The sequence below is a fragment of the Bradyrhizobium sp. RD5-C2 genome (assembly GCF_019972155.1).
Lineage (GTDB): Bacteria > Pseudomonadota > Alphaproteobacteria > Rhizobiales > Xanthobacteraceae > Bradyrhizobium.
Genome location: NZ_BOVL01000002.1, coordinates 37344 through 56385, shown reverse-complemented (window position 1 = coordinate 56385; position 19042 = coordinate 37344). Strand labels below are relative to the sequence as shown.

General features: G+C 65.7%; 15 protein-coding genes. 12 read left to right on the top strand and 3 right to left on the bottom strand.

From position 1 onward, the window contains the following. The first annotated feature begins 84 nt into the window (after positions 1-84). Together BraRD5C2_RS01095 and BraRD5C2_RS01090 are read left to right on the top strand one after the other, a co-directional pair. Complete coding sequence (locus BraRD5C2_RS01095) at positions 85-972, top strand: 2-hydroxy-3-oxopropionate reductase (RefSeq protein ID WP_212309725.1); 888 nt, start codon at positions 85-87, stop codon at positions 970-972. A gap of 151 nt (positions 973-1123) precedes the next feature. Then, the gene (locus BraRD5C2_RS01090) at positions 1124-2716 is read left to right on the top strand and encodes a gamma-glutamyltransferase family protein (RefSeq protein WP_223966245.1); all 1593 of its coding nucleotides are present in this window, start codon (positions 1124-1126) and stop codon (positions 2714-2716) included. Between the two features lie 51 nt (positions 2717-2767). On the opposite strand, the gene BraRD5C2_RS01085 is transcribed toward BraRD5C2_RS01090, so the two are convergent. From BraRD5C2_RS01085 to BraRD5C2_RS01075, 3 genes are all read right to left on the bottom strand, one after another. Next, positions 2768-3505 carry a TetR/AcrR family transcriptional regulator gene (locus tag BraRD5C2_RS01085; RefSeq protein ID WP_223966244.1) on the bottom strand — a complete coding sequence of 246 codons (738 nt, stop codon included), beginning with the start codon at positions 3503-3505 and terminating at the stop codon, positions 2768-2770. Between the two features lie 142 nt (positions 3506-3647). After that, positions 3648-4868 carry an amidohydrolase family protein gene (locus BraRD5C2_RS01080; RefSeq protein WP_223966243.1) on the bottom strand — a complete coding sequence of 407 codons (1221 nt, stop codon included), beginning with the start codon at positions 4866-4868 and terminating at the stop codon, positions 3648-3650. A gap of 17 nt (positions 4869-4885) precedes the next feature. Beyond that, positions 4886-5869, bottom strand: coding sequence for a polysaccharide deacetylase family protein (locus tag BraRD5C2_RS01075; RefSeq protein WP_223966242.1), 984 nt, complete (start codon positions 5867-5869; stop codon positions 4886-4888). A 142-nt stretch (positions 5870-6011) separates the two neighbouring features. On the opposite strand from BraRD5C2_RS01075, the gene BraRD5C2_RS01070 reads away from it, so the two are divergent. The 10 genes from BraRD5C2_RS01070 to BraRD5C2_RS01025 all read left to right on the top strand — a co-directional run bounded on the left by BraRD5C2_RS01070 (position 6012) and on the right by BraRD5C2_RS01025 (position 18947). After that, positions 6012-7214: an ABC transporter substrate-binding protein gene (locus BraRD5C2_RS01070; protein WP_223966241.1), complete on the top strand. Its 1203-nt coding sequence runs from the start codon at positions 6012-6014 to the stop codon at positions 7212-7214. Between the two features lie 40 nt (positions 7215-7254). After that, positions 7255-8130 (top strand): branched-chain amino acid ABC transporter permease, encoded by an 876-nt coding sequence (locus tag BraRD5C2_RS01065; protein ID WP_223966240.1) that lies wholly within the window; start codon positions 7255-7257, stop codon positions 8128-8130. Continuing rightward, complete coding sequence (locus tag BraRD5C2_RS01060; RefSeq protein ID WP_223966239.1) at positions 8127-10661, top strand: branched-chain amino acid ABC transporter ATP-binding protein/permease; 2535 nt, start codon at positions 8127-8129, stop codon at positions 10659-10661. Before BraRD5C2_RS01065 ends, BraRD5C2_RS01060 begins: the two co-directional genes overlap by 4 nt. A gap of 201 nt (positions 10662-10862) precedes the next feature. After that, a complete protein-coding gene (locus tag BraRD5C2_RS01055) occupies positions 10863-11618 on the top strand; it encodes an oxamate carbamoyltransferase subunit AllH family protein (RefSeq protein ID WP_223966238.1) in 756 nt (251 codons plus the stop codon). 204 nt (positions 11619-11822) lie between these two features. Continuing rightward, a complete protein-coding gene (locus BraRD5C2_RS01050) occupies positions 11823-12011 on the top strand; it encodes a hypothetical protein (RefSeq protein ID WP_050404632.1) in 189 nt (62 codons plus the stop codon). A gap of 10 nt (positions 12012-12021) precedes the next feature. Then, entirely contained in the window at positions 12022-13272 is a 1251-nt protein-coding gene (locus BraRD5C2_RS01045; protein WP_223966237.1) for a YlbE family protein, read from the top strand. Then, complete coding sequence (gene fdrA, locus BraRD5C2_RS01040) at positions 13269-14777, top strand: acyl-CoA synthetase FdrA (protein WP_223966236.1); 1509 nt, start codon at positions 13269-13271, stop codon at positions 14775-14777. The genes BraRD5C2_RS01045 and fdrA (BraRD5C2_RS01040) overlap by 4 nt, the downstream gene beginning before the upstream one ends. A gap of 4 nt (positions 14778-14781) precedes the next feature. Then, positions 14782-15741, top strand: a complete 960-nt coding sequence (gene arcC / locus BraRD5C2_RS01035) for a carbamate kinase (protein WP_223966235.1) — start codon at positions 14782-14784, stop codon at positions 15739-15741. A 162-nt stretch (positions 15742-15903) separates the two neighbouring features. Then, positions 15904-17502 (top strand): acyl-CoA synthetase FdrA, encoded by a 1599-nt coding sequence (gene fdrA / locus BraRD5C2_RS01030; protein ID WP_223966234.1) that lies wholly within the window; start codon positions 15904-15906, stop codon positions 17500-17502. Then, positions 17502-18947, top strand: a complete 1446-nt coding sequence (locus BraRD5C2_RS01025) for a YlbE family protein (RefSeq protein ID WP_223966233.1) — start codon at positions 17502-17504, stop codon at positions 18945-18947. The genes fdrA (BraRD5C2_RS01030) and BraRD5C2_RS01025 overlap by 1 nt, the downstream gene beginning before the upstream one ends. Positions 18948-19042 lie beyond the last annotated feature (95 nt).

Below are 19042 nucleotides of genomic sequence, written 5' to 3'. Positions count from 1 at the left end.
TAGGAACGGAGCTCTGGACTTTGTTTTGATGCGTTTTCCGCTTCGCTGGAGAACGCTCTAACCCGCCTGACAGGAGCGACGACAATGAAAGACATCGGATTTATCGGGCTCGGCACCATGGGACGTCCGATGGCGAGCCACCTCCTGGCTGCCGGCTATCGCCTGTTTTTGCACGACGTCGCGCCGCTTCCGCCGGACCTGATTGCAGCCGGCGCCGTCGCTTGCGAGTCCGCGAGGCAAGTGGCGCAGGAAGCCGACGCCGTGATCATCATGGTGCCGGATACGCCGCATGTCGAAGCCGTGCTGTTCGGTCAGGGCGGCGTCGCGGAGGGGGTGTCCAAAGGCATGATCGTGGTCGATATGAGCTCGATTTCGCCGCTGGCGACGAAGGAGTTTGCACGTAAGATCGATGCGCTCGGAGCCGACTATCTCGACGCGCCGGTTTCCGGCGGTGAGGTCGGCGCAAAGGCGGCAAGCCTGACCATCATGGTCGGCGGGCGGGAGCGGGCGTTCAACGCGATGAAGCCCCTGTTCGACGCGATGGGGAAGAATGTCACTCATGTCGGCGGCAATGGCGACGGCCAGACCACCAAGGTTGCGAACCAGATCATCGTGGCGCTGACCATCGAGGCGGTGAGCGAGGCGCTGCTGTTCGCGTCCAAGGCGGGTGCTGATCCCGCGCTGGTGCGCAAGGCCCTGATGGGCGGCTTTGCGTCGTCCCGGATCCTTGAGGTCCACGGCGAGCGCATGCTGAAGCGCAATTTCGATCCGGGCTTTCGCATCGAGCTGCACCAGAAGGATCTCAACCTCGCGCTCGAAGGCGCGCGGGCGCTCGGGTTGTCGCTGCCGGGCACAGCGGCGGCCCAGCAATTGTTCAACGCCTGTACCGCGCTCGGCGGCAAGGCCTGGGACCATTCCGCTATTCTGCGAGCGCTGGAGGTGATGGCTAGCCACGAGGTGGCGGCTGCCTGAGCTTCGTGCAATGATCGCGGTGCCGAACTGCAATGGCCAGTCCTGGTGACGAGCTCGACGGTTCGGCACCCGTATATTAACGACCGATCTCTGGCTCCTTGACACGGTAAGTAAAAATATTATTACATACCGTGCTTGGGAGATACGGCTGATGTTGCAGACAAAACGAAGCTATGGCGGCATGGTGACCGCGCCGCACCACCTGGCGGCGCAGGCGGGACTCGCTGTCCTGTCGGAAGGTGGCAATGCCATTGAGGCGATGATCGCTGCGGCCGCGACGATTGCCGTGGCCTATCCGCACATGAACGGCCTCGGCGGCGACAGCTTCTGGCTGGTCGGCCGCGCCGGCTCGAAGCCGGTTGGGATTCAGGCTTGCGGACGGGCTGCGATGGCGGCGGATCGCAGCTGGTATCGCGAGCGTGGCTGCAGCAGCATTCCCGGCCGCGGCCCGCTCGCCGCGCTCACCGTTGCCGGCACCGTCGACGGTTGGCAGAAGGCCTATGAACTCAGCCGCGATCGTCATGACGGTCGGCTGCCGATGGCGCGGCTGTTCGAGCCGGCAATCCGGCATGCCGAGGAGGGCGTGGCCGTCACCAGCACGCTGCATGAGAACATCCGCAAGAAGCGGCCTGAGCTCGAAAACGTGCCCGGCTATGCCGAGGTCTATCTGCCGCAAGGCGCCCCGCTCGCGCTCGGTGCGCGGTTGCGGCAGCCGCGTGTCGCCGCGACATTGCGGCGTCTGGCCAAGGCCGGGCTGTCTGATTTCTATCGCGGCGAACTGGCACGCTCGATGGCGGCCGACCTCGAGCGGGCAGGGAGCCCGCTGCGATTGGCTGATCTGGAGCGGCATCAGGCATCGCTGGTGACGCCGCTCTCGGTCGAGGTGTCCGGCCACAAGGTCTTCAACATGCCTCCGCCGACGCAGGGGCTGGCCTCGCTTTTGATCCTGGCACTGTATGCCCGGCGCATCGCCGGCGAAGCCGATGGCGTGGATCATCTGCACAGGCTCGTCGAATGCACGAAGGCCGCGTTCCGTATTCGCAACGGCCATGTGACCGATCCCGACTACATGAAGCGCCTGGCCGCCGAATTCCTGTCCGAGCAGTCGCTCGCCGCGCTTCACGAAACAATATCCGATCGCCGCGCCGCGCCGTGGCCCGATCCGTCCAAGCAGGGCGATACCGTGTGGCTCGCTGCGACCGATCGCAACGGGCTCAGCGTCAGCTTCATTCAAAGCGTCTACTGGGAGTTTGGTTCAGGCGTCATCCTGCCCGAGAGCGGCGTCACCTGGCAAAACCGTGGAACGAGCTTCAGCCTCGGCGAGACCGATACCAATCGGCTGGATCCGGGACGCCTGCCGTTCCACACCATCCAGCCGGCGATGGCCGAACTCGGCGATGGGCGGCTGATCTCCTTCGGTACGATGGGCGGAGAGGGGCAGCCGCAGACCCAGGCCGCCATCTTCTCCCGTTACGCCATGCACGGCCAGGAGCTGCAGTCCGCGATTACGGCGCCGCGCTGGCTGCTTGGTCGCACCTGGGGCGAGGAAAACAACAATCTGAAGATCGAATCCCGCTTCGATCCCGCAATCATCGATCGGCTCCGCGCGCTCGGCCACGACATTCAGGTGACCGGTCCGTTCGAGGAGATCATGGGACACGCCGGCGCGATCGTCTGGCATCCGGACGGCCTGATGGAAGGGGCCAGCGATCCGCGCAGCGACGGCGTCGTTGCGACCCGCTGAGGGCATTCCCGGCGCGTGATCCGCACGACACCGCGTCGTGCGGCTGACCTCTTAGCGGGACGGCTTGCCGAGGCGCGCCGTCGCCTTCGATGCTGCTGACCTGTCCTTGCGTGCCCCGGCAGGGGCCGTCAGCCAGGTCAGGATCATGTCCTGCGCATGCTCGCGCCGCAGCTCGAGCCAGTCCGACGCGCCGAGATCCTTGTCGAACATCGCCGACAATGTGTACCGGTTGGAAACGTGGAAATAGCTCATCGCGGTGATCGAGACATAGAGCTGGATGGGATCGACATCACCGCGAAACAGGCCCGCCGCCACGCCGCGCCGCAGAATACTTTCGATGCTTGCAACCAGGGGCAAAGTGAGATCGGCAATCTTGCGCGACTTGCGCATATTGCGCCCGCGCTGAAGGTTCTCGGTGTTGATCAGCGCGATGTAGTTCTGGTGCTGTCCGAAGAAGGTGAATGTGAAATCGATCAACCCGCTCATTGCGGCGATCGGCTCGAGATCATCCAGGTTCAGCCGCTGTTCGGCCGCGCGAATTTCGGTGTAGACGTCCTCGAGGACGGCTATGTAGAGCCCGTTCTTGTCGCCGAAATAGGCGTAGAGCAGGCGCATATTGGCCTTGGCGCGCTGCGCGATGGCCTCGACGCGTGCGCCGCCGAGGCCATTGTGGCAGAACTCGAAGGTCGCGGCGCGCAGGATCGCTTCCTTGGTGAGCGCGGAGTCGCGCGGCCGCTTTCCGCGTGTGGTGCTGCGGGTGGGGCTGGTCGGTGCTGTCGTTTCTGTCACGGCGTCAACCTTGCCTGGGCTCGGGTATTCACGCAGGGCAGGTCCGCATCAGGCCATATCGGGCAGCGGACCGTTTCCCGGCGCAAGCAGCTGGGATTGAGATCGGCATTGCGACTGTTCGTCAAGTGCGATTCCTCCATGTTCACTGCTTCCGGGCGTCGGGTGCCACCATCACGCCACTCTGCGCGACGAGTCGGCCGGCCTTGTAGACATCGCGTGGCTTGGGACGAGCAACCACGGCTTCCTGGACATGCCGGGCGTCGAGCACGACGAAATCCGCCGTCCCGCCGACAGTCAGGCCGTAATCCTTGAGGCCAAGCGCGCGCGCTGCGTTGGTCGTCACCATGTCAAAGGCCGCGGCCAACTGATCGTCCGTGTTGAAGCCGGAGCGATAGCCGACCATCATTGCGCGTTCGAGCAGGTCGCCGTCGCCGTAGGGCCACCAGGAATCGCGGATGTTGTCGTTGCCGGAGAACACGGTGACGCCGGCATCGCGAAGCAGCAACACGGGCGGAAATGCGTGCGCGCCGGGGGCATTGGTGAAAATGGCGACGCCGGCTTCGGCAAGCCGCTGCGCGGTCCGTTGAGCCACGTCGACAGCCACTTCGCCGAGCGCGTAGGCATGGCTGATCGCGACCTTGCCGCCAAGGCCCGACGCCTTGGTGCGTCGCGCGATCTCCTCGATCTCCGAGATGCCCTGCAGACCGCCGTCATGCAGGTGAATATCGATGCCGACGCCATGCCGCTCGGCGATCCCGAAGACGACGTCAAGATGCCCGGCAACGTCGCCATCATGGCCTGCGGGATCGAGTCCGCCGATCAGATCGGCGCCGGCGCGAACGGCTTCCTCAAGCAATGTGGCCGTTCCGGGCGATGTCACGATGCCGCTCTGGGGAAACGCGACGATCTGGATTGAAACCTTCTCCCGGTGCGCCTCCCGCGCGGCGGCGATCGGTTCGAAATGTCGCAGGCCGACCTCGGCGTCGACATCCACATGGCTGCGCATCTGAGTCGTGCCCTGCGAGACGCAAAGATCGATCAGGGCCGCGGCCCGAACCGGGATCGGTTTGGCGGCGGCGAGGGCTTCCTTCTCGAATTTGACGCGCTCGCGCACATTGAAGCCCGCGGTACAGGGCCGGTGCGGCTTCCAGTCGTCGCCGATGAAGCATTTGTCGAGGTGGATGTGACCTTCGACCATGCCGGGCAGCACCAGGCGCCGGCCAAGATCGCGCCTTTCGCCGACTGCGCCGTAGCTTTGCGGGGACGACGCGATCGCCACGATCTTGCCGCCGCGGACGGCGATTTCGACCAGCCGGCCGTCGGTGAGCCGCGCGTTCTGAAAGAGTGTGTCGATGGCTGTCACTTCAAGTCTCCAGTTTCTTATGTCGGCACGATGCCGTCGGGCAGGGCGCGCGAAAATGCCGCGATCTCGCCGGCGGTGGTGATCCAGATGTCGTCGCGCCGTGCGACGATCGCCTGCAGGGCGCGTCGCAGCGGCCGCAGCCGGTGGGGCTGGCCGACCAGATATGGATGCAGCGCGATCCCCATCACCAGCGATTGCTTGGCGGATTGCGCCAGCATCTCCTCGAATGTGTCCGTAATCATGGTCGCAAACTGTTCGCCGCTGTCCTTGCGCCCGACAATCGAGGGGATGTCGTTCAGTTCCTGTGGATAGGGGACGGACAGGATCCGCCCGCCATCCCTTGTCGAGAACCACACCGGCTGATCGTCCATGCACCAGTCGAGCAGGTATTGGTAGCCCGCTTCGGCGAGAAGATCCGGCGTCACGGCGGATTGCGAGATCCATGGACCGAGCCAGCCGAGCGGCTGTCGTCCCTCGGCCCGCGCGATCACATCCGTTGCTTCCGCAATCAGTTGCTGCTCGTCGGCAGGTGAGAGCACGCCCTGCCGTTCGGAATTGGTCCGTCCATGGCCGACGACCTCGTCGCCGCGCGCACGAAATGCGTCCATGACTTCCGGGCAGTAGTGATAGATGCTGCTGTTCGCAAGCACGGAGACCGGCAGTTTCAGTTCATCGAACAGATCGATGAGCCGCCAGACGCCGACCCGGTTGCCATAATCGCGCCATGCGTAATTGAGGACGTCCGGATGTGGACCGCCCGGGCAGAGTTCGGCGCCGAGTCCATCGCCGAAAGCGAAGTGCTCGAGGTTGAGCGCGATGTAAACCGCGAGCCGCTTTTTGTTTGGCCACAAGAAATCGGGGCGGCGCGTGATCGCACTGTAGCGGTAGCGGTCGTGAGAGCGGAGACCGCGTGCCGGATCCGGCGTTTGCGCGGATGTTGCACCGCCGAGAACGCCACGCGAGGTGGCCCGCTCCGGTTCCGCTCCAGTCTCCCGTTGCATTGCAATCTCCATCCTGCGCGCGATCAGCCGCTTGACATTCGTCAATTTGTGAAGAAAGTTTTTACTTCCGTCAAGGCCGCGGAGACAGCGGCAGCGGACCAGAGGCGGCTTGGGAGCCGTCGGAGCGGGAGGAATTGCAGAAATGAGCTACGCTTGTACCCCCATCACCGGGTTGTGCCGCCGCGTCGTCTTGCAGGGCGCGCTCGCCATTCTCATCGGCGCTGTGCCGCTTGCGGAGCGGGCACGGGCCGCCGAGCCGATCAAGATCGGCCTGGTCACCGCGCTGTCGGGGCAGTCGGCGCGCGCCGGCGAAGCGTTGACCCGCGGCGCCACGATCGCGATCGAGGAGATCAACGCCAAAGGCGGCGTGCTCGGCCGTCCGCTGGAGCTGGTGCGCCGTGACGATGAAAGCAATCCCGCGAAGGGACTGACCGCCGCGCGCGAACTGATCCAGCGCGAGAAGGTCGCTGTGCTGCTCGGCGGTCTCGATACGCCGGTCCAGCTTGCGATCGTGCCGTTCGTCAACAACGTCAAGATGCCGTTCGTCGTGCCATGGGCGGCCGGAACCAACATCACGCAGAACGGCGCCGCGTCCAACTACGTATTCCGCGTCTCTGCGATGGACGACGAGGTCGACAAGGCGATCGTCGCGTTCGCCGGCAAGACCTTCGCGGCCAAGAAGCCGGGCCTCATCCTCGTCAACAATCCCTGGGGCGAATCGAACGAGCACGGCCTGCGCGCGGCGCTGAAGGCGGCCGGGATCGAACCGGCGGGTGTCGAGAAGTTCGAGGGGAACGACGTCGACGTGGTCGCGCAATTGTCCCGGCTCAAGCAGGCCGGCGCCGACTCCCTGTTCCTGGTCGGCAATGTCGGTCCATCCTCGCAGGTCGTGAAATCGCTCGACCGGATGGGCTGGGCGCCGCCGATCGTGTCGCATTGGGGACCGGCCGGCGGCCGCTTCACCGAGCTCGCCGGGCCGAGCGCCGAGAGCGTCGTCTTCGTGCAGACCTACAGCTTCTTCGGCAACCTCTCGCCGGTCGGCAAGCGCGTGCTCGCCGAGCTGCAGGCGAAGTATCCGGACATCAAGGGTCCGGCGGACGTGACGCCCGCGGTCGGCTTCGCCAACGCCTATGACAGCGTCCTGGTGATCGCCGGCGCGATCCAGAAGGCCGGCAGCACGGATCCGACCGCCATTCGTGACGGCTTCTACGGAATCGACCGGCTGGAAGGCCTGATCAAGACCTATGAGAAGCCGTTCGCCCAGGACAAGCACGATGCGCTGACGGCACAGGACTACATCTGGGCCCACTTCGAAGACAATCACATCCTGCCGTTCAAGAACTGACGGTAGCGGTCGTCCAGCAAGCAGATCGGGGTGATCATCGATGTCGTTTCTTTCGGCGATAATAACCGGAATGGCGCTGGGGAGCATGTACGGTCTGCTCGCGCTGGGCTTTCACGTCACGTACGCCGTGTCCGGCACGGTCAACTTCTCGCAGGGCAGCTCGATGACCCTGGGAGCCGTTGCCGGATACTTCTTCCTCGTCGTGTGGGGCTGGCCGGCCGCGATCGGCATCCCCGCGGTGCTGCTGGTCTGCGCGGTCTACGGTGTCCTGATTGAACGCTTCGCGGTTCGTCCGTTCGTGCTGCGCGGTTCGGAGAACTGGCTGATGGCGACTGTCGCGGTCGGCATCATCGTCGACAATGTGATGCTGTTCGTGTTCGGCAAGGAGCCGCGCAGCTTCCCGTCGATGCTCGCGGCCAAGCCGATCCAGATCGTGGAGGGGGCAGGGGTCTATCCGCTGCAGCTCCTGATTCCCGTGGTCGGCCTCTTGCTTGCGCTGGCGCTGCATCTGATCACCCGCCGCACGCGGCATGGCGTCGCGATGCTTGCGGTGGTGCAGAATCCCAATGCCGCGCGGCTGATGGGCATCAATGTCAGCGGCGCCATTGCCGCGAGCTACGCGGTGTCGGCCATGCTGGCGGGTGTTGCCGCGCTGCTGATCGCGCCGCTGTTCAACGTCTCGTCCGAGATGGGCACGCTGTTCGGCATCAAGGCGTTCGCCGCCGCGATCATCGGCGGTCTCGCCAGCGCCTGGGGCGTCATGCTGGCCGGATTGTGCCTCGGCCTGATCGAGGTGTTCGCGACCAACTATCTCGGGTCGGTCTACACCCAGATCATCACGTTCGCTTCCGTCATCGTCATCCTCGTCGTCATGCCGCACGGGCTGCTCGGCCGAGCTGGAGTTAAGAAGGTATGACTTCTCGCGCCTCCCTTCTCGTCGCGGTCGCGGCGTTCGCGATTGCTGTCGGTTATGCCGCGGTCGCGGACAGCTATTCGGTGTTCCTGATCGCGACGATTTCGCTGACGGCGATCGGCTGCATCGGCCTCAACGTCCTGCTCGGCCTCGCGGGCCAGATCTCGCTCGGCCATATCGGCTTCATGGCGATCGGTGCGTACACCACCGTGCTGCTGATGGAGAAGGCCGGTTGGCCCTACCTCGCCGCGACGGCAGGGGCCATCGTGCTGGTCAGCATCGTCGGCGGGCTGCTCGCGATGCCGGCGCTGCGGGTGCGCGGGCCGTATCTCGCGATGGTGACGATTGCCTTTGGCTTCATCGTCGAGCATGTCACGATCGAGTGGCGCGATCTCACCGGCGGCGGCAACGGGCTGATGCTGAGCGCGCCGCCGAGCGTGTTCGGCTATACGCTGTCCGAGCGTTCGCTGGCCATCGCCGGCGTCGTGCTGGTGTTTGCCGGCCTCATCCTGTTCGAGCGGCTGAAGCGCAGCGGCTGGGGCTATGCCATGCGTGCCGCTCGCGATACCGAGGTCGCGACGCGCTCGCTCGGCATCGATCTGGTGCAGGTCCGCGCCGTGGCCTTCGTGATCTCGGCGGCCGCGATGGCGCTGGCCGGCGCGCTGTTCGCACCGTTGCAGGGCTATATCAGCCCGAGCTCGTTCCCGTTCCTGCAATCGGTGCTGCTGTTGTTCGCGGTGATGGTCGGCGGCGCCGGCTCGGTGCTCGGTCCGGTGATCGGCGCAGCGCTCGTGGTGCTGCTGCCGGAAGCGCTGTCGGATCTCGCGGAGTATCGCCTGCTGGCCTTCGGCGTGCTGTTGTTCGTCGTGCTGCGCGCCGCGCCGTCCGGCATCGTCGGGCTCGTGGAGCAGCTTGCCGCAAAATTCCTGCCGGCGCGCAAGCCGGTGGCCGAGCCCGCGATCGCTGCGGCGGAAACCGATGCGGCGATCCTCGAGACGCACAACGCGGCGGGGCTCGACGTCACGGATCTGTCGATCTCGTTCGGCGGCGTGCGTGCGGTCCAGGGCGTCTCGTTCAAGGCGGCGCCCGGTGCCGTCACCAGCATCATCGGCCCCAACGGCGCCGGCAAGACCAGCGCGCTCAATCTGCTCTGCGGCTTCTACCGGCCGCAGGCGGGGACGGTGAAGCTCGGCGATCGCGACGTCACGGGCATGACGTCACATGTGCTGGCGCGGGTCGGCGTGGCGCGCACGTTCCAGACCACGCAGCTGTTCGGCTCGCTCACGATCCTGGAGAACATCCTGTTGGCCGAGCGGGTCGGCCGTCTCGGCGGCGTTGTCTCCGCGCTGCGCAACGCGGAGACGGAAGGCTTTGCCCGGTTCCTGCTGCGCTTTGCAGGTGTCGACGGCGACGTCGATCGCCTTGCGGATTCGCTGTCCCATGGCGAGAAGCGGCTGGTCGAGATCGCGCGCGCGCTCGCGTTGCGGCCCCGCATCCTGCTGCTCGACGAGCCTGCGGCCGGCCTCTCCAAGGGCGACAAGCAGCGCCTGACCACGCTGTTGCGCCGGATCGCCGATCTCGGGATCGCCGTCATCATCGTCGAGCACGACATGCCGATGATCATGTCGTTGAGCGATCTCATCGTCGTGCTCGACGGCGGCAAGCGCATCGCGATCGGCGATGCGGCGGCGATCCGCAACGATCCGCTGGTCCGCAAGGCCTATCTCGGCGACGTGACGGCCGGTGAGAAAACCCGTGCGCCGCGGCCGGCGCGGCAGGGCACTGCACTCGAGGTCAAGACGCTCGATTCGTTCTACGGGCTGTCGCGCGCCTTGAACGGGATCGATCTGGTGGTCGCTCCCGGCGAGGCGGTCGCCGTGCTCGGCGCCAACGGCGCCGGCAAGACCACCCTGATGCGGTCGATCGCCGGGCTCGAGCCGCCGCGCTCCACGGGCGAAGTGCGGCTCGCCGAGACGCGCATCGACCGGATGCCCGCGCATGTTCGTGCCCGCAATGGCGTCGTGCTGGTGCCGGAAGGGCGGCAGGTGTTTCCGGAGCTGACGGTGAAGCAGAATCTCCAGCTCGGAGCCTATGCCCGCAAGGGAATAGACCTCGATGCCGAGATCGAGGCGATGTTCGTGCGCTTCCCGCGGCTGAAGGAGCGTATCGACCAGCGCGCCGGCCTGCTGTCCGGAGGCGAGCAGCAGATGCTCGCGGTGGCGCGCGGGCTTCTGACCGGGCCGAAGATCTACATGCTGGATGAGCCGTCGCTCGGTTTGGCGCCGCTGGTGGTCGATGAACTGTTCGCGTCCTTCGAGCGGCTGCGCAGCGAGGGCATGACCATCATCGTGGTCGATCAGATGGCAGGCCACGCGCTCGCGCTGGCCGACCGGGCCTATCTTTTGGAAACGGGTGCGATCCTCAAGAGCGGCGCCGCCGACATCATCGCCGAGGATCCGCAGCTCGAGGCGGCCTATCTGGGTGGTGAGGCCCAGGCCGGCGCGCCGCAACGGTTCGCGGCCCAGGCGCGCTGAGGGAGGCGAGGGCGGATGTTGGTCGGAGACCGCGAAGCTGATGGAAAGCAGCCAGGTCGCGCAAGTGCACCGGGCGAGCGGCGTCCCGAGCCCGCAGCGACGATCTGTGCCGATGTGGAAGTGGGGCTCCTTGCCGACAAGGCGCTTCGCGATCGCGCCGCGGGCCAGGTCGTCGCTGTGTTCGAACGTTCGTTCTACGCCGTGATCGACGGGATCTGGATCTGCGTTGGGCGGATCGGGATCGGATCGGGTCCGTTGCATGTGGTCGGCGACTTCCGATGGCCGGGCCTTGTGGTCGGCGATCCCGTGCGGGTCGCGGACTCCATTCTGTGGATCGGAGCGACGCCGCTCGCAAACCTGGCCGCTCGGTCCGTCTGGGCGCCGCCCGCTGCACCACACTGGTCGATGAGCAGCCTCATGCGCGGCCTTGATGCTGTCGACGAGGTGTGGGGCGGTGATCTGATTGCGGAAGGCCTCGCTGTGGCCGGGTCCGGAAGTGCTCCGGGCGACGCCTCTGCGCTGGTTCGGGCCGCCATGCCTGGTCTCGCTGCGCTGGAGCTGATCCTCGCAGGCTCGGATGACGATACGGATCGCGAGTCCGGGCTTGGCAGCCTGATCGGTCTCGGGCCGGGGCTGACGCCGTCCGGCGACGATCTGATCGGCGGTGCTCTGATTGCGTTGGCTGCGCTGGGACGCATCGAAGCTCGCGACGCATTGTGGGAGCATTGCCGCGAGCTGCTCGACGGCACCAACGACATCAGCCGAATCCATCTGCGTGCCGCGGCGCTGGGTTACGGAGCGGCGGCGCTGCACGCCGCCATCCATGCAACGATGAGCGGGGAGGCCGCCGAGTTTGGTCGCGCCCTCACGGCTCTGACGGCGATCGGACATACATCCGGACTGGATGCATTTGCCGGCAGTCTGATCGTCCTGCGCCACGCCCTTCGCGAACGGTGACGCCGTTGCAGACCGAATTTCGAGTTCTCCCAGACTGCTCCGAACGAAGTTCGGAGCACTTTTTTTAAGGCGGATTGCGCTTCGGCCGGTCCGCTGTTCGGGCGGATACGGAAATTCGCATTTTCCGGGGATCCGGTCTTGACGAAGTAAGTGTTTTCTTATTTACTCGAGGCAACGAAAACGAACTTGATTAGGGCGGAGACGATGACGGATCAGGATAGGCCGCAGTATCAGCAGTTGCTGGCGCGCAAGGTCGAAGTCGTGAATGTCGGGCTAGAGGGGTTCGTGAAGGACCTCCGCGACTGCGGCATCGACGTCGTTCACGTCGACTGGAAGCCGTCGGCGGGCGGCGATCCGCAGATGGCGGCCCTGCTCGCGAAGCTCGGTGTGTGAGGGCGCACCGATGAAACTGATCGAAGACGCAAACCAGCAGGCGCTCACCCGGATCCTCGAAGGGGAGCCGCGGCTGATCGACATCGTTCCCGCCCGCGAATTGATCCCGGGCCTGCGCGAACGGATGATCCTCCACGCCGGGCCACCGATCTCCTGGGACAGGATGTGTGGCCCGATGCGCGGTGCGGTCGCCGGCGCCATCGTGTTCGAGGGATGGGCGAAGGATCTGCCGACTGCGACCAAGCTCGCTGCCAATGGCGAGATCGAGTTTCACCCGAACCACCACTTCGGCGCGGTCGGCCCGATGACCGGCATGACCACGATGTCGATGCCGTTGTTCGTGGTCGAGAACGCGCGCTTCTCCAACCGCGCCTATTGCGCGATCAACGAGGGGCTCGGCAAAGTGATGCGCTTCGGCGGCAACGACGCCAGCGTGCTGAATCGGCTCGCCTGGCTGCGCGACGTGTTCGGGCCGACGCTCGGCAAGGCGATCCGAGCTGCCGGCGGCGTCGACCTGAAATCGATCGTCGCGCGGGGCCTGTCGATGGGCGATGAGCTGCATCAGCGCAATCTGGCATGCTCGAGCGTCTTCCTGCGCGAGATCGCGCCCTGGATGGCGCGAACCTCGACCGACAACGCCGTTCTCGCCGAATGCCTCGCGTTCATCGGACAGAACGATCAGTTCTTCCTCAACATCGCGATGGCGATGGGCAAGGCGATCACCGATCCCGCCAACGGCATCCGGGGTTCGACCATCGTCACCACCATGTGCCGCAACGGCACCGATTTCGGGATCCGCGTCAGCGGGCTCGGCGAGCAATGGTTCACCGCGCCGGTCGAAATGCCGGAAGGGCTGTATTTCGCCGGCTATTCCGAGAAGGACGCCAATCCGGACATGGGCGATTCCGCCATCGTCGAGACGATCGGTCTCGGCGGATTCGCGATGGCCGCGGCGCCGGCAGTCGCGGGCTTCGTGGGGGCCGGCGCGCCGTCCGAGGCCGGCAACTTCACCCGCTCGATGGGCGAGATCACGGTGGCGCAGAATCCGGAATGGACCATTGCCGCAATGGACTTCGCGGGCGTGCCGACCGGCATCGATATCCGCCTGGTCGTCGATTCCGGCGTGGTGCCGGTCATCAACACAGGCATCGCGCATCGCGAGCCCGGCATCGGGCAGGTCGGTGCCGGCGTGGTCAAGGCGCCGTTGGCGTGCTTCCAGCAGGCGATCGTCGCGATCGCCAAGGATTTGGGTGTGTCATGAACGTCGTTGTCCTGAACGAGGTCCGCAAGGGATTCTATCTCGACTCGGTCGCGCTGATGCGGCTGTCGCGCGAGGTGGCCGGCTCGCCCGGCGTGATCGAGGCGGCGCTGATGATGGGAACGCCGTCGAACGCCGCGATCATGCGCAACGCGGGGCTGCTGGAGGAGGGCACTGCCGTGAAGGGCAATGACCTCGTGATCGCGGTCAAGGCCGAGTCCGAGTCCGCTGCCCGCGAAGCCCTCGACAATGCGATCAAGTCGCTCGACAAGCCGAAGACCCAGGGCGAAGCGCAGTCCGCCTGGCAGCCGCACTCGATCGCCGCGGCCGTGAAGGTCAGGCCGGAGATCAATCTTGCGCTGATCTCCGTGCCCGGCGAGTTCGCCGCCGCCGAGGCCCGCAAGGCGCTCAATCGCGGCCTGCATGTCCTGATGTTCAGCGACAACGTGTCCCTCGAGGACGAATTGTCGCTCAAGCAGCAGGCGCGGACGGCCGGCCTCCTGATGATGGGACCGGATTGCGGAACGGCCGTGATCGGCGGTGCGCTGCTGGCGTTCGCCAACAAGATCAGGCGCGGCAGGATCGGCATCATCGGGGCGTCCGGGACCGGCACGCAGGAGGTCTCGTGCCTGATCTCGGAAGCCGGCGCGGGAATCTCCCACGCCATCGGGGTCGGCGGGCGCGATCTGAAGAAGGATATCGGCGGCATCACCACGTTGATGGCAATCGATGCATTCGAGTCAGATCCGGAAACCGATCACGTGGTGCTGATCTCGAAGCCGCCGCATCCCGATGTCGCCAAATCCGTGCTTGAGCGGATCGGCAGAAGCAGGAAGTCGTACACGGTGTGCTTCATCGGTGCTACGGAGATCGAGCTGCCGCCGAACGCCCGTTTCTCGCCGACGCTGAGGGGCGCCGCGGAGCTGGCCCTGGGAGACAAGAAGATCGGCGCAGGCTTCGACGCGAAAGGTGTCGCGTCACGGCTTCCGCGCAGCGGCCGAGGCGGGATCGAGGGCTTGTTCGCCGGCGGAACGCTGTGTGCCGAAGCTCAGGTGATCCTCGCTGCCGCAGGCCGGAAGGTGGCGTCGAACGCCGCAATCCCCGGCGTGGTCAAGCTCGGCGTGGAACCGAATGCCGGACGGGACCGGCTGATCGACCTCGGCGACGACGAATATACCCGTGGCCGGCCGCACCCGATGATCGACCCATCCGTGCGCGACGATGCGTTGCGTGCTGCGCTCAGGAATCGCGATCTTTCGGTGGTGCTGCTCGACCTCGTGCTCGGCTATGGCGCGCATGCCGATCCTGCCGAGCATCTGACGAAGATCGTCGCCGATCGCGGGCAGGATGCGCCGGCGTTGATCGCGTCGGTTGTCGGCACGGAGCAGGACCCGCAAGGGCGCTCCGCGCAGGTCAGGAAACTGGAGCAGGCCGGAATCCTCGTTGCGCCGTCGAACGCCCAGGCGTGCGAGCTAGCGGTTGCCATCGTCCAGAATGCCGGGAGGTAAGGAAATGCGTACACTCAATGACGTGCCGCGTCGCCTGGTGGTCGCGATCGGTGGCAATGCGGTTCACCCCGAGGATATCAGGGGCACCTCCCAGGAGCAGAAGTCGGTCGCGCAGATCACGGCGGAAGCGCTGCTGCCGCTTGCGCAACTCGACAATGAGCTGGTCATCACGCACGGCAACGGCCCGGTCGTCGGCAAGATCATGATGCGCCAGATGCTGACGATGAACCGAATCCCGCCAATGGACCTGGACATCTGCGTCGCGCACAGCCAGGGCGGCATCGGCTATCTCCTGATGCAGGCGATCGAGAATGCCCTGCGCGAACAGGGCAACCAGCGACATGTGGCAAGCCTGCTGACCCAGGTAGAGGTGGACAAGGACGATCCCGCGTTCAAGAATCCGACCAAGTTCGTCGGACCGTTCTTTTCCGAGGACGAGGCGAAGAAGATCAGCGCCGAGCTCAATTGGGCGATGCGCGAGGATTCCGGGCGCGGCTGGCGTCATGTCGTGCCGTCGCCGAAGCCCAAGCATGTCTGCGACATCTCGCTGGTCGACGCGTTGGTCAAGCGCGGAACGATCGTCATTGCCGGAGGCGGCGGCGGCGTTCCCGTGGTTCGTGATGCGAAGGGCGTGCGCACCGGCGTGCCGGCGGTCATCGACAAGGATCTGACGTCCGCTCATATCGCGAATGTGCTTGGTATCGAAGAGTTGCTGATCCTGACCGCGGTCCCGCGTGTCGCGGTGAATTTCGGCAAGCCGAACAAGAAGGATCTGGATCAGGTCAGTCTCGAGGAGATCAAGGCCTACCACCGTGAGGGACATTTCCCTCCGGGAAGCATGGGACCCAAGGTCGATGCGGCGATCCGGTTTCTCGAGGGCGGCGGCAAGCGCGCGATCATCAGTCACCTCGATTGCGCCATGGCGGCGCTGCGGGGCGAGACCGGGACGCACGTCGTTCAATAGCCACCGGGATTGGCGCTTCGGCGGCACATCCGCCCGCGCCTCACCGAGTTGAAGCAGTTGAGGCGCGTCGGCGCCTCATTCTGATCAGGCAATCGGGCTGGCCGATGGCTCAAGCTCAAGACAAACAAAGCAGCCTGCGGGATTCAAGGGAACGACAAGGCAATGGCCATTCAATCCAGCATAAGGGCGAACCTGTACAAGGATTCCGTGTCGTTGATGCGGATTTCCCAGGTCACGGTCGCGCGGACCGGCGTGCAGCGGGTCACGCTGCTGATGGGAACGCGCAGCAACAAGGAGTTCCTGCAGCAGGCCGGGCTGATGAGCCCGGCGCTCGAGAGCGCCAAGCCGGGCGACATCATGATCGTCGTTGCGGACGATGCGCCCGACAAGGTCGCCGCCGCGGAGCGCGAGATCCACTCCCTGATCGCCGGTGAAGAGCCGAAGGGAGGATCGAGCGAAGCGACGGCGGAAGCGCCGCCGCGCTCGATCTCCGGCGGCGTCGCGATTGCCGATCATGCTGATCTCGCGTTGATCTCGGTGCCGGGCCCCTATGCCGCGGCGGAAGCCTTGAAGGCGCTGCGCCTGGGCCTGAATGTGCTGCTGTTCAGCGACAACGTGCCGATCGAACAGGAGGTGGCCATCAAGCGCGTTGCGGCGCAGAAGGGTCTGCTGGTGATGGGACCGGATTGCGGCACGGCCATCATCAACGGCGTGCCGCTTGGATTTGCCAACGTCGTCCGGCGCGGCGCGATCGGGCTCGTCGGCGCGTCCGGCACCGGCCTGCAGGAGGTGATGTGCCAGATCCATCGCCATGGCCAGGGCATCTCGCAGGCGATCGGCACCGGCAGCCACGACGTTTCAAGCGAAGTCGGCGGCATCACCATGCTGCAGGGCCTGGAACTGCTGGCCGCCGACGCGCAGACCAAAGTCGTCGCCATCGTCTCAAAACCTCCTGCACCCGATGTGCAGAAGCGCGTAATCGAGCGCGCTCGTGCGATCGGGAAACCGATCGTAATCTGCTTCCTCGGCGGCGAGCCGGCAGCATCCGCCGGCAATGTTCACCGCACGTCGTCGCTCGAGGAGACGGCGCGGCAGGCCGTCGCGCTTGCGGGAGCACGCCAACCCGGCGGCGATGAACAGTCCATTGAAGCGTTGGCAACGCGGGTCTGTGCGTCGCTGGCGCCGTCGCAGCGCTACCTGCGCGGTCTCTACTCCGGTGGAACGTTCTGCTCGGAAGCCCAGACCATTTGGCGGGCGGCGGGCATTCGTGCCCGGTCGAACGCGCCGCTTGCCGCGGCAGACCGCTTGGCCGACGCGGCCGAGAGCCACGGGCACACGGCGATCGATCTCGGCAGTGACGAATTCACGGTGGGACGTCCGCATCCGATGATCGACTATGGCGTGCGGATCGAACGGCTGCTCAAGGAAGCGGACGATCCGACTGTTGCCTGCATCGTCCTGGACGTCGTGCTCGGATACGGCAGCCACCCCAATCCGGCCGAGATCCTGGCTCCGGCGATCCGCCGGGCGAAGGCCGCGGCGAGAGCGCAGGGGCGGGAGCTTCCCGTGGTCTGCTTCGTCTGCGGCACGGGTTCAGATCCGCAGCCCTACGAGACCCAGAAGGCCATGTTGGCGGACGCCGGCGCGGAGATTGTGGGCAGCAGCACCGGCGCAGCGCTTTCCGCGCAAGCCATCGCGAGCCGCATGGCAGTGGACGACAACGCCACAGCGCGTCGCGCGATGCAAGGTGGAGAACGATGATGAACGCAGCCTCTTCCGCGCTCCAGAACGAGACATCGGTGATCAGCCTCGGCGCCTCCGGCCTCGATCGCGGCGTCGAGAGCAGCGGTGCCCCGCTGGTGCGTCTGCTTTGGCAGCCGGTCGGCGACGGAAGCCCCGAGGTCGCCTGGAGCCTCGCGCAACTGGTCGGCGACGCCGGTGATGCGGACTGTCTGGGATCGCGGATCGATCGCGCCAATGCGGAAGTGCTCGAGCGCATCCTGACCGCGCAGCCGGTCTGGGTCGACGTGGCGGCGCACGCATCCGAGGTCTGGCCGGACATGGGCCGGACGCTGCTCCACGCCGGTCCGCCGATCGCCTGGAACGATATGTGTGGCCCGATGAAGGGGGCGGTCGTCGGCGCAATTCTCTACGAGAACTGGGCGACGACCCAGCAGGAGGCCGAACAACTCGTGGCGGCGGGCGGCATCCGCTTCGCACCGTGCCATGAATTCGGCGCGGTCGGACCGATGACCGGGATCATCTCGCCCTCGATGCCGCTGTTCGTGGTGGAGAACCAGACCACCGGCAATCGCGCCTATGCGCCGATGATGGAATCCGGCGGCGCCAAGACATTGCGGTTCGGGGCCTTCGCGCCCGAGGTGATCGAAGGCCTCAAGCTGATCGAGAATGTATTGGCCCCATGTCTGAAGGCCGCGGTCACCGGCATCGACGGCGGACTGCCGTTGAAACCTTTGATGTCGCAGTCGCTGCACATGGGCGACGACGTCCACAACCGCAACACGGCGGCAACCCTGCTGCTGTATCGCGCCGTCACGGAATCGCTGCTGAAATCCCCGATCTCGCGCGATCTGGTTCACGAGACGCTGCGGACGATCGGGGCGGACGACATGTTCTTCCTCAGCCTGTCGATGGCGGCGTGCAAGGCGACCATGGATGCCGCGCACGGCGTGCCGTTCAGCAGCATCGTCACCGCAATGGCGCGCAACGGCGTCAATGTCGGCATCAGGGTCAGCGGCCTGGACGGGCAATGGTTTGTCGGTCCGGCGGACATTCCTGTCGGCCTGTTCCTGCCCGGCTTCAGCGAGGCCGATGCCAATCCCGATATCGGCGACAGCGCGATCACCGAGACCGCCGGCCTGGGCGCGTTCGCGATGGCGGCGGCTCCCGCGATGGTCCAGTTCGTCGGTGGCACGCCGCAGGACGCGCTGCGTTATTCGCGCGAGATGGCCCACGTCACGATCGGCCGCAATCCCGGCTTCACTCTGCCGATGCTCGATTTCATCGGAGCGCCTGTCGGCATCGACATCCGCAAGGTCGTGGACGAGAGCAGGCGGCCCGTCATCAACACCGCAACCGCGCACAAGGAGCCGGGCATGGGGATCATCGGCGCCGGCGTCGTGCAGGCTCCGATGAAGTGCTTCGTCGACGCCGTCGGCGCATTGGCGGCGACGGCCGGGAGATGACGTTGCTTCGAGTTTGAGAACGACGGCGCGGTCGCGCCGCCGATTGAAAAAAATGCCGCAACAAGCAATGCGGCGACACCGGGAACGAACAGGAG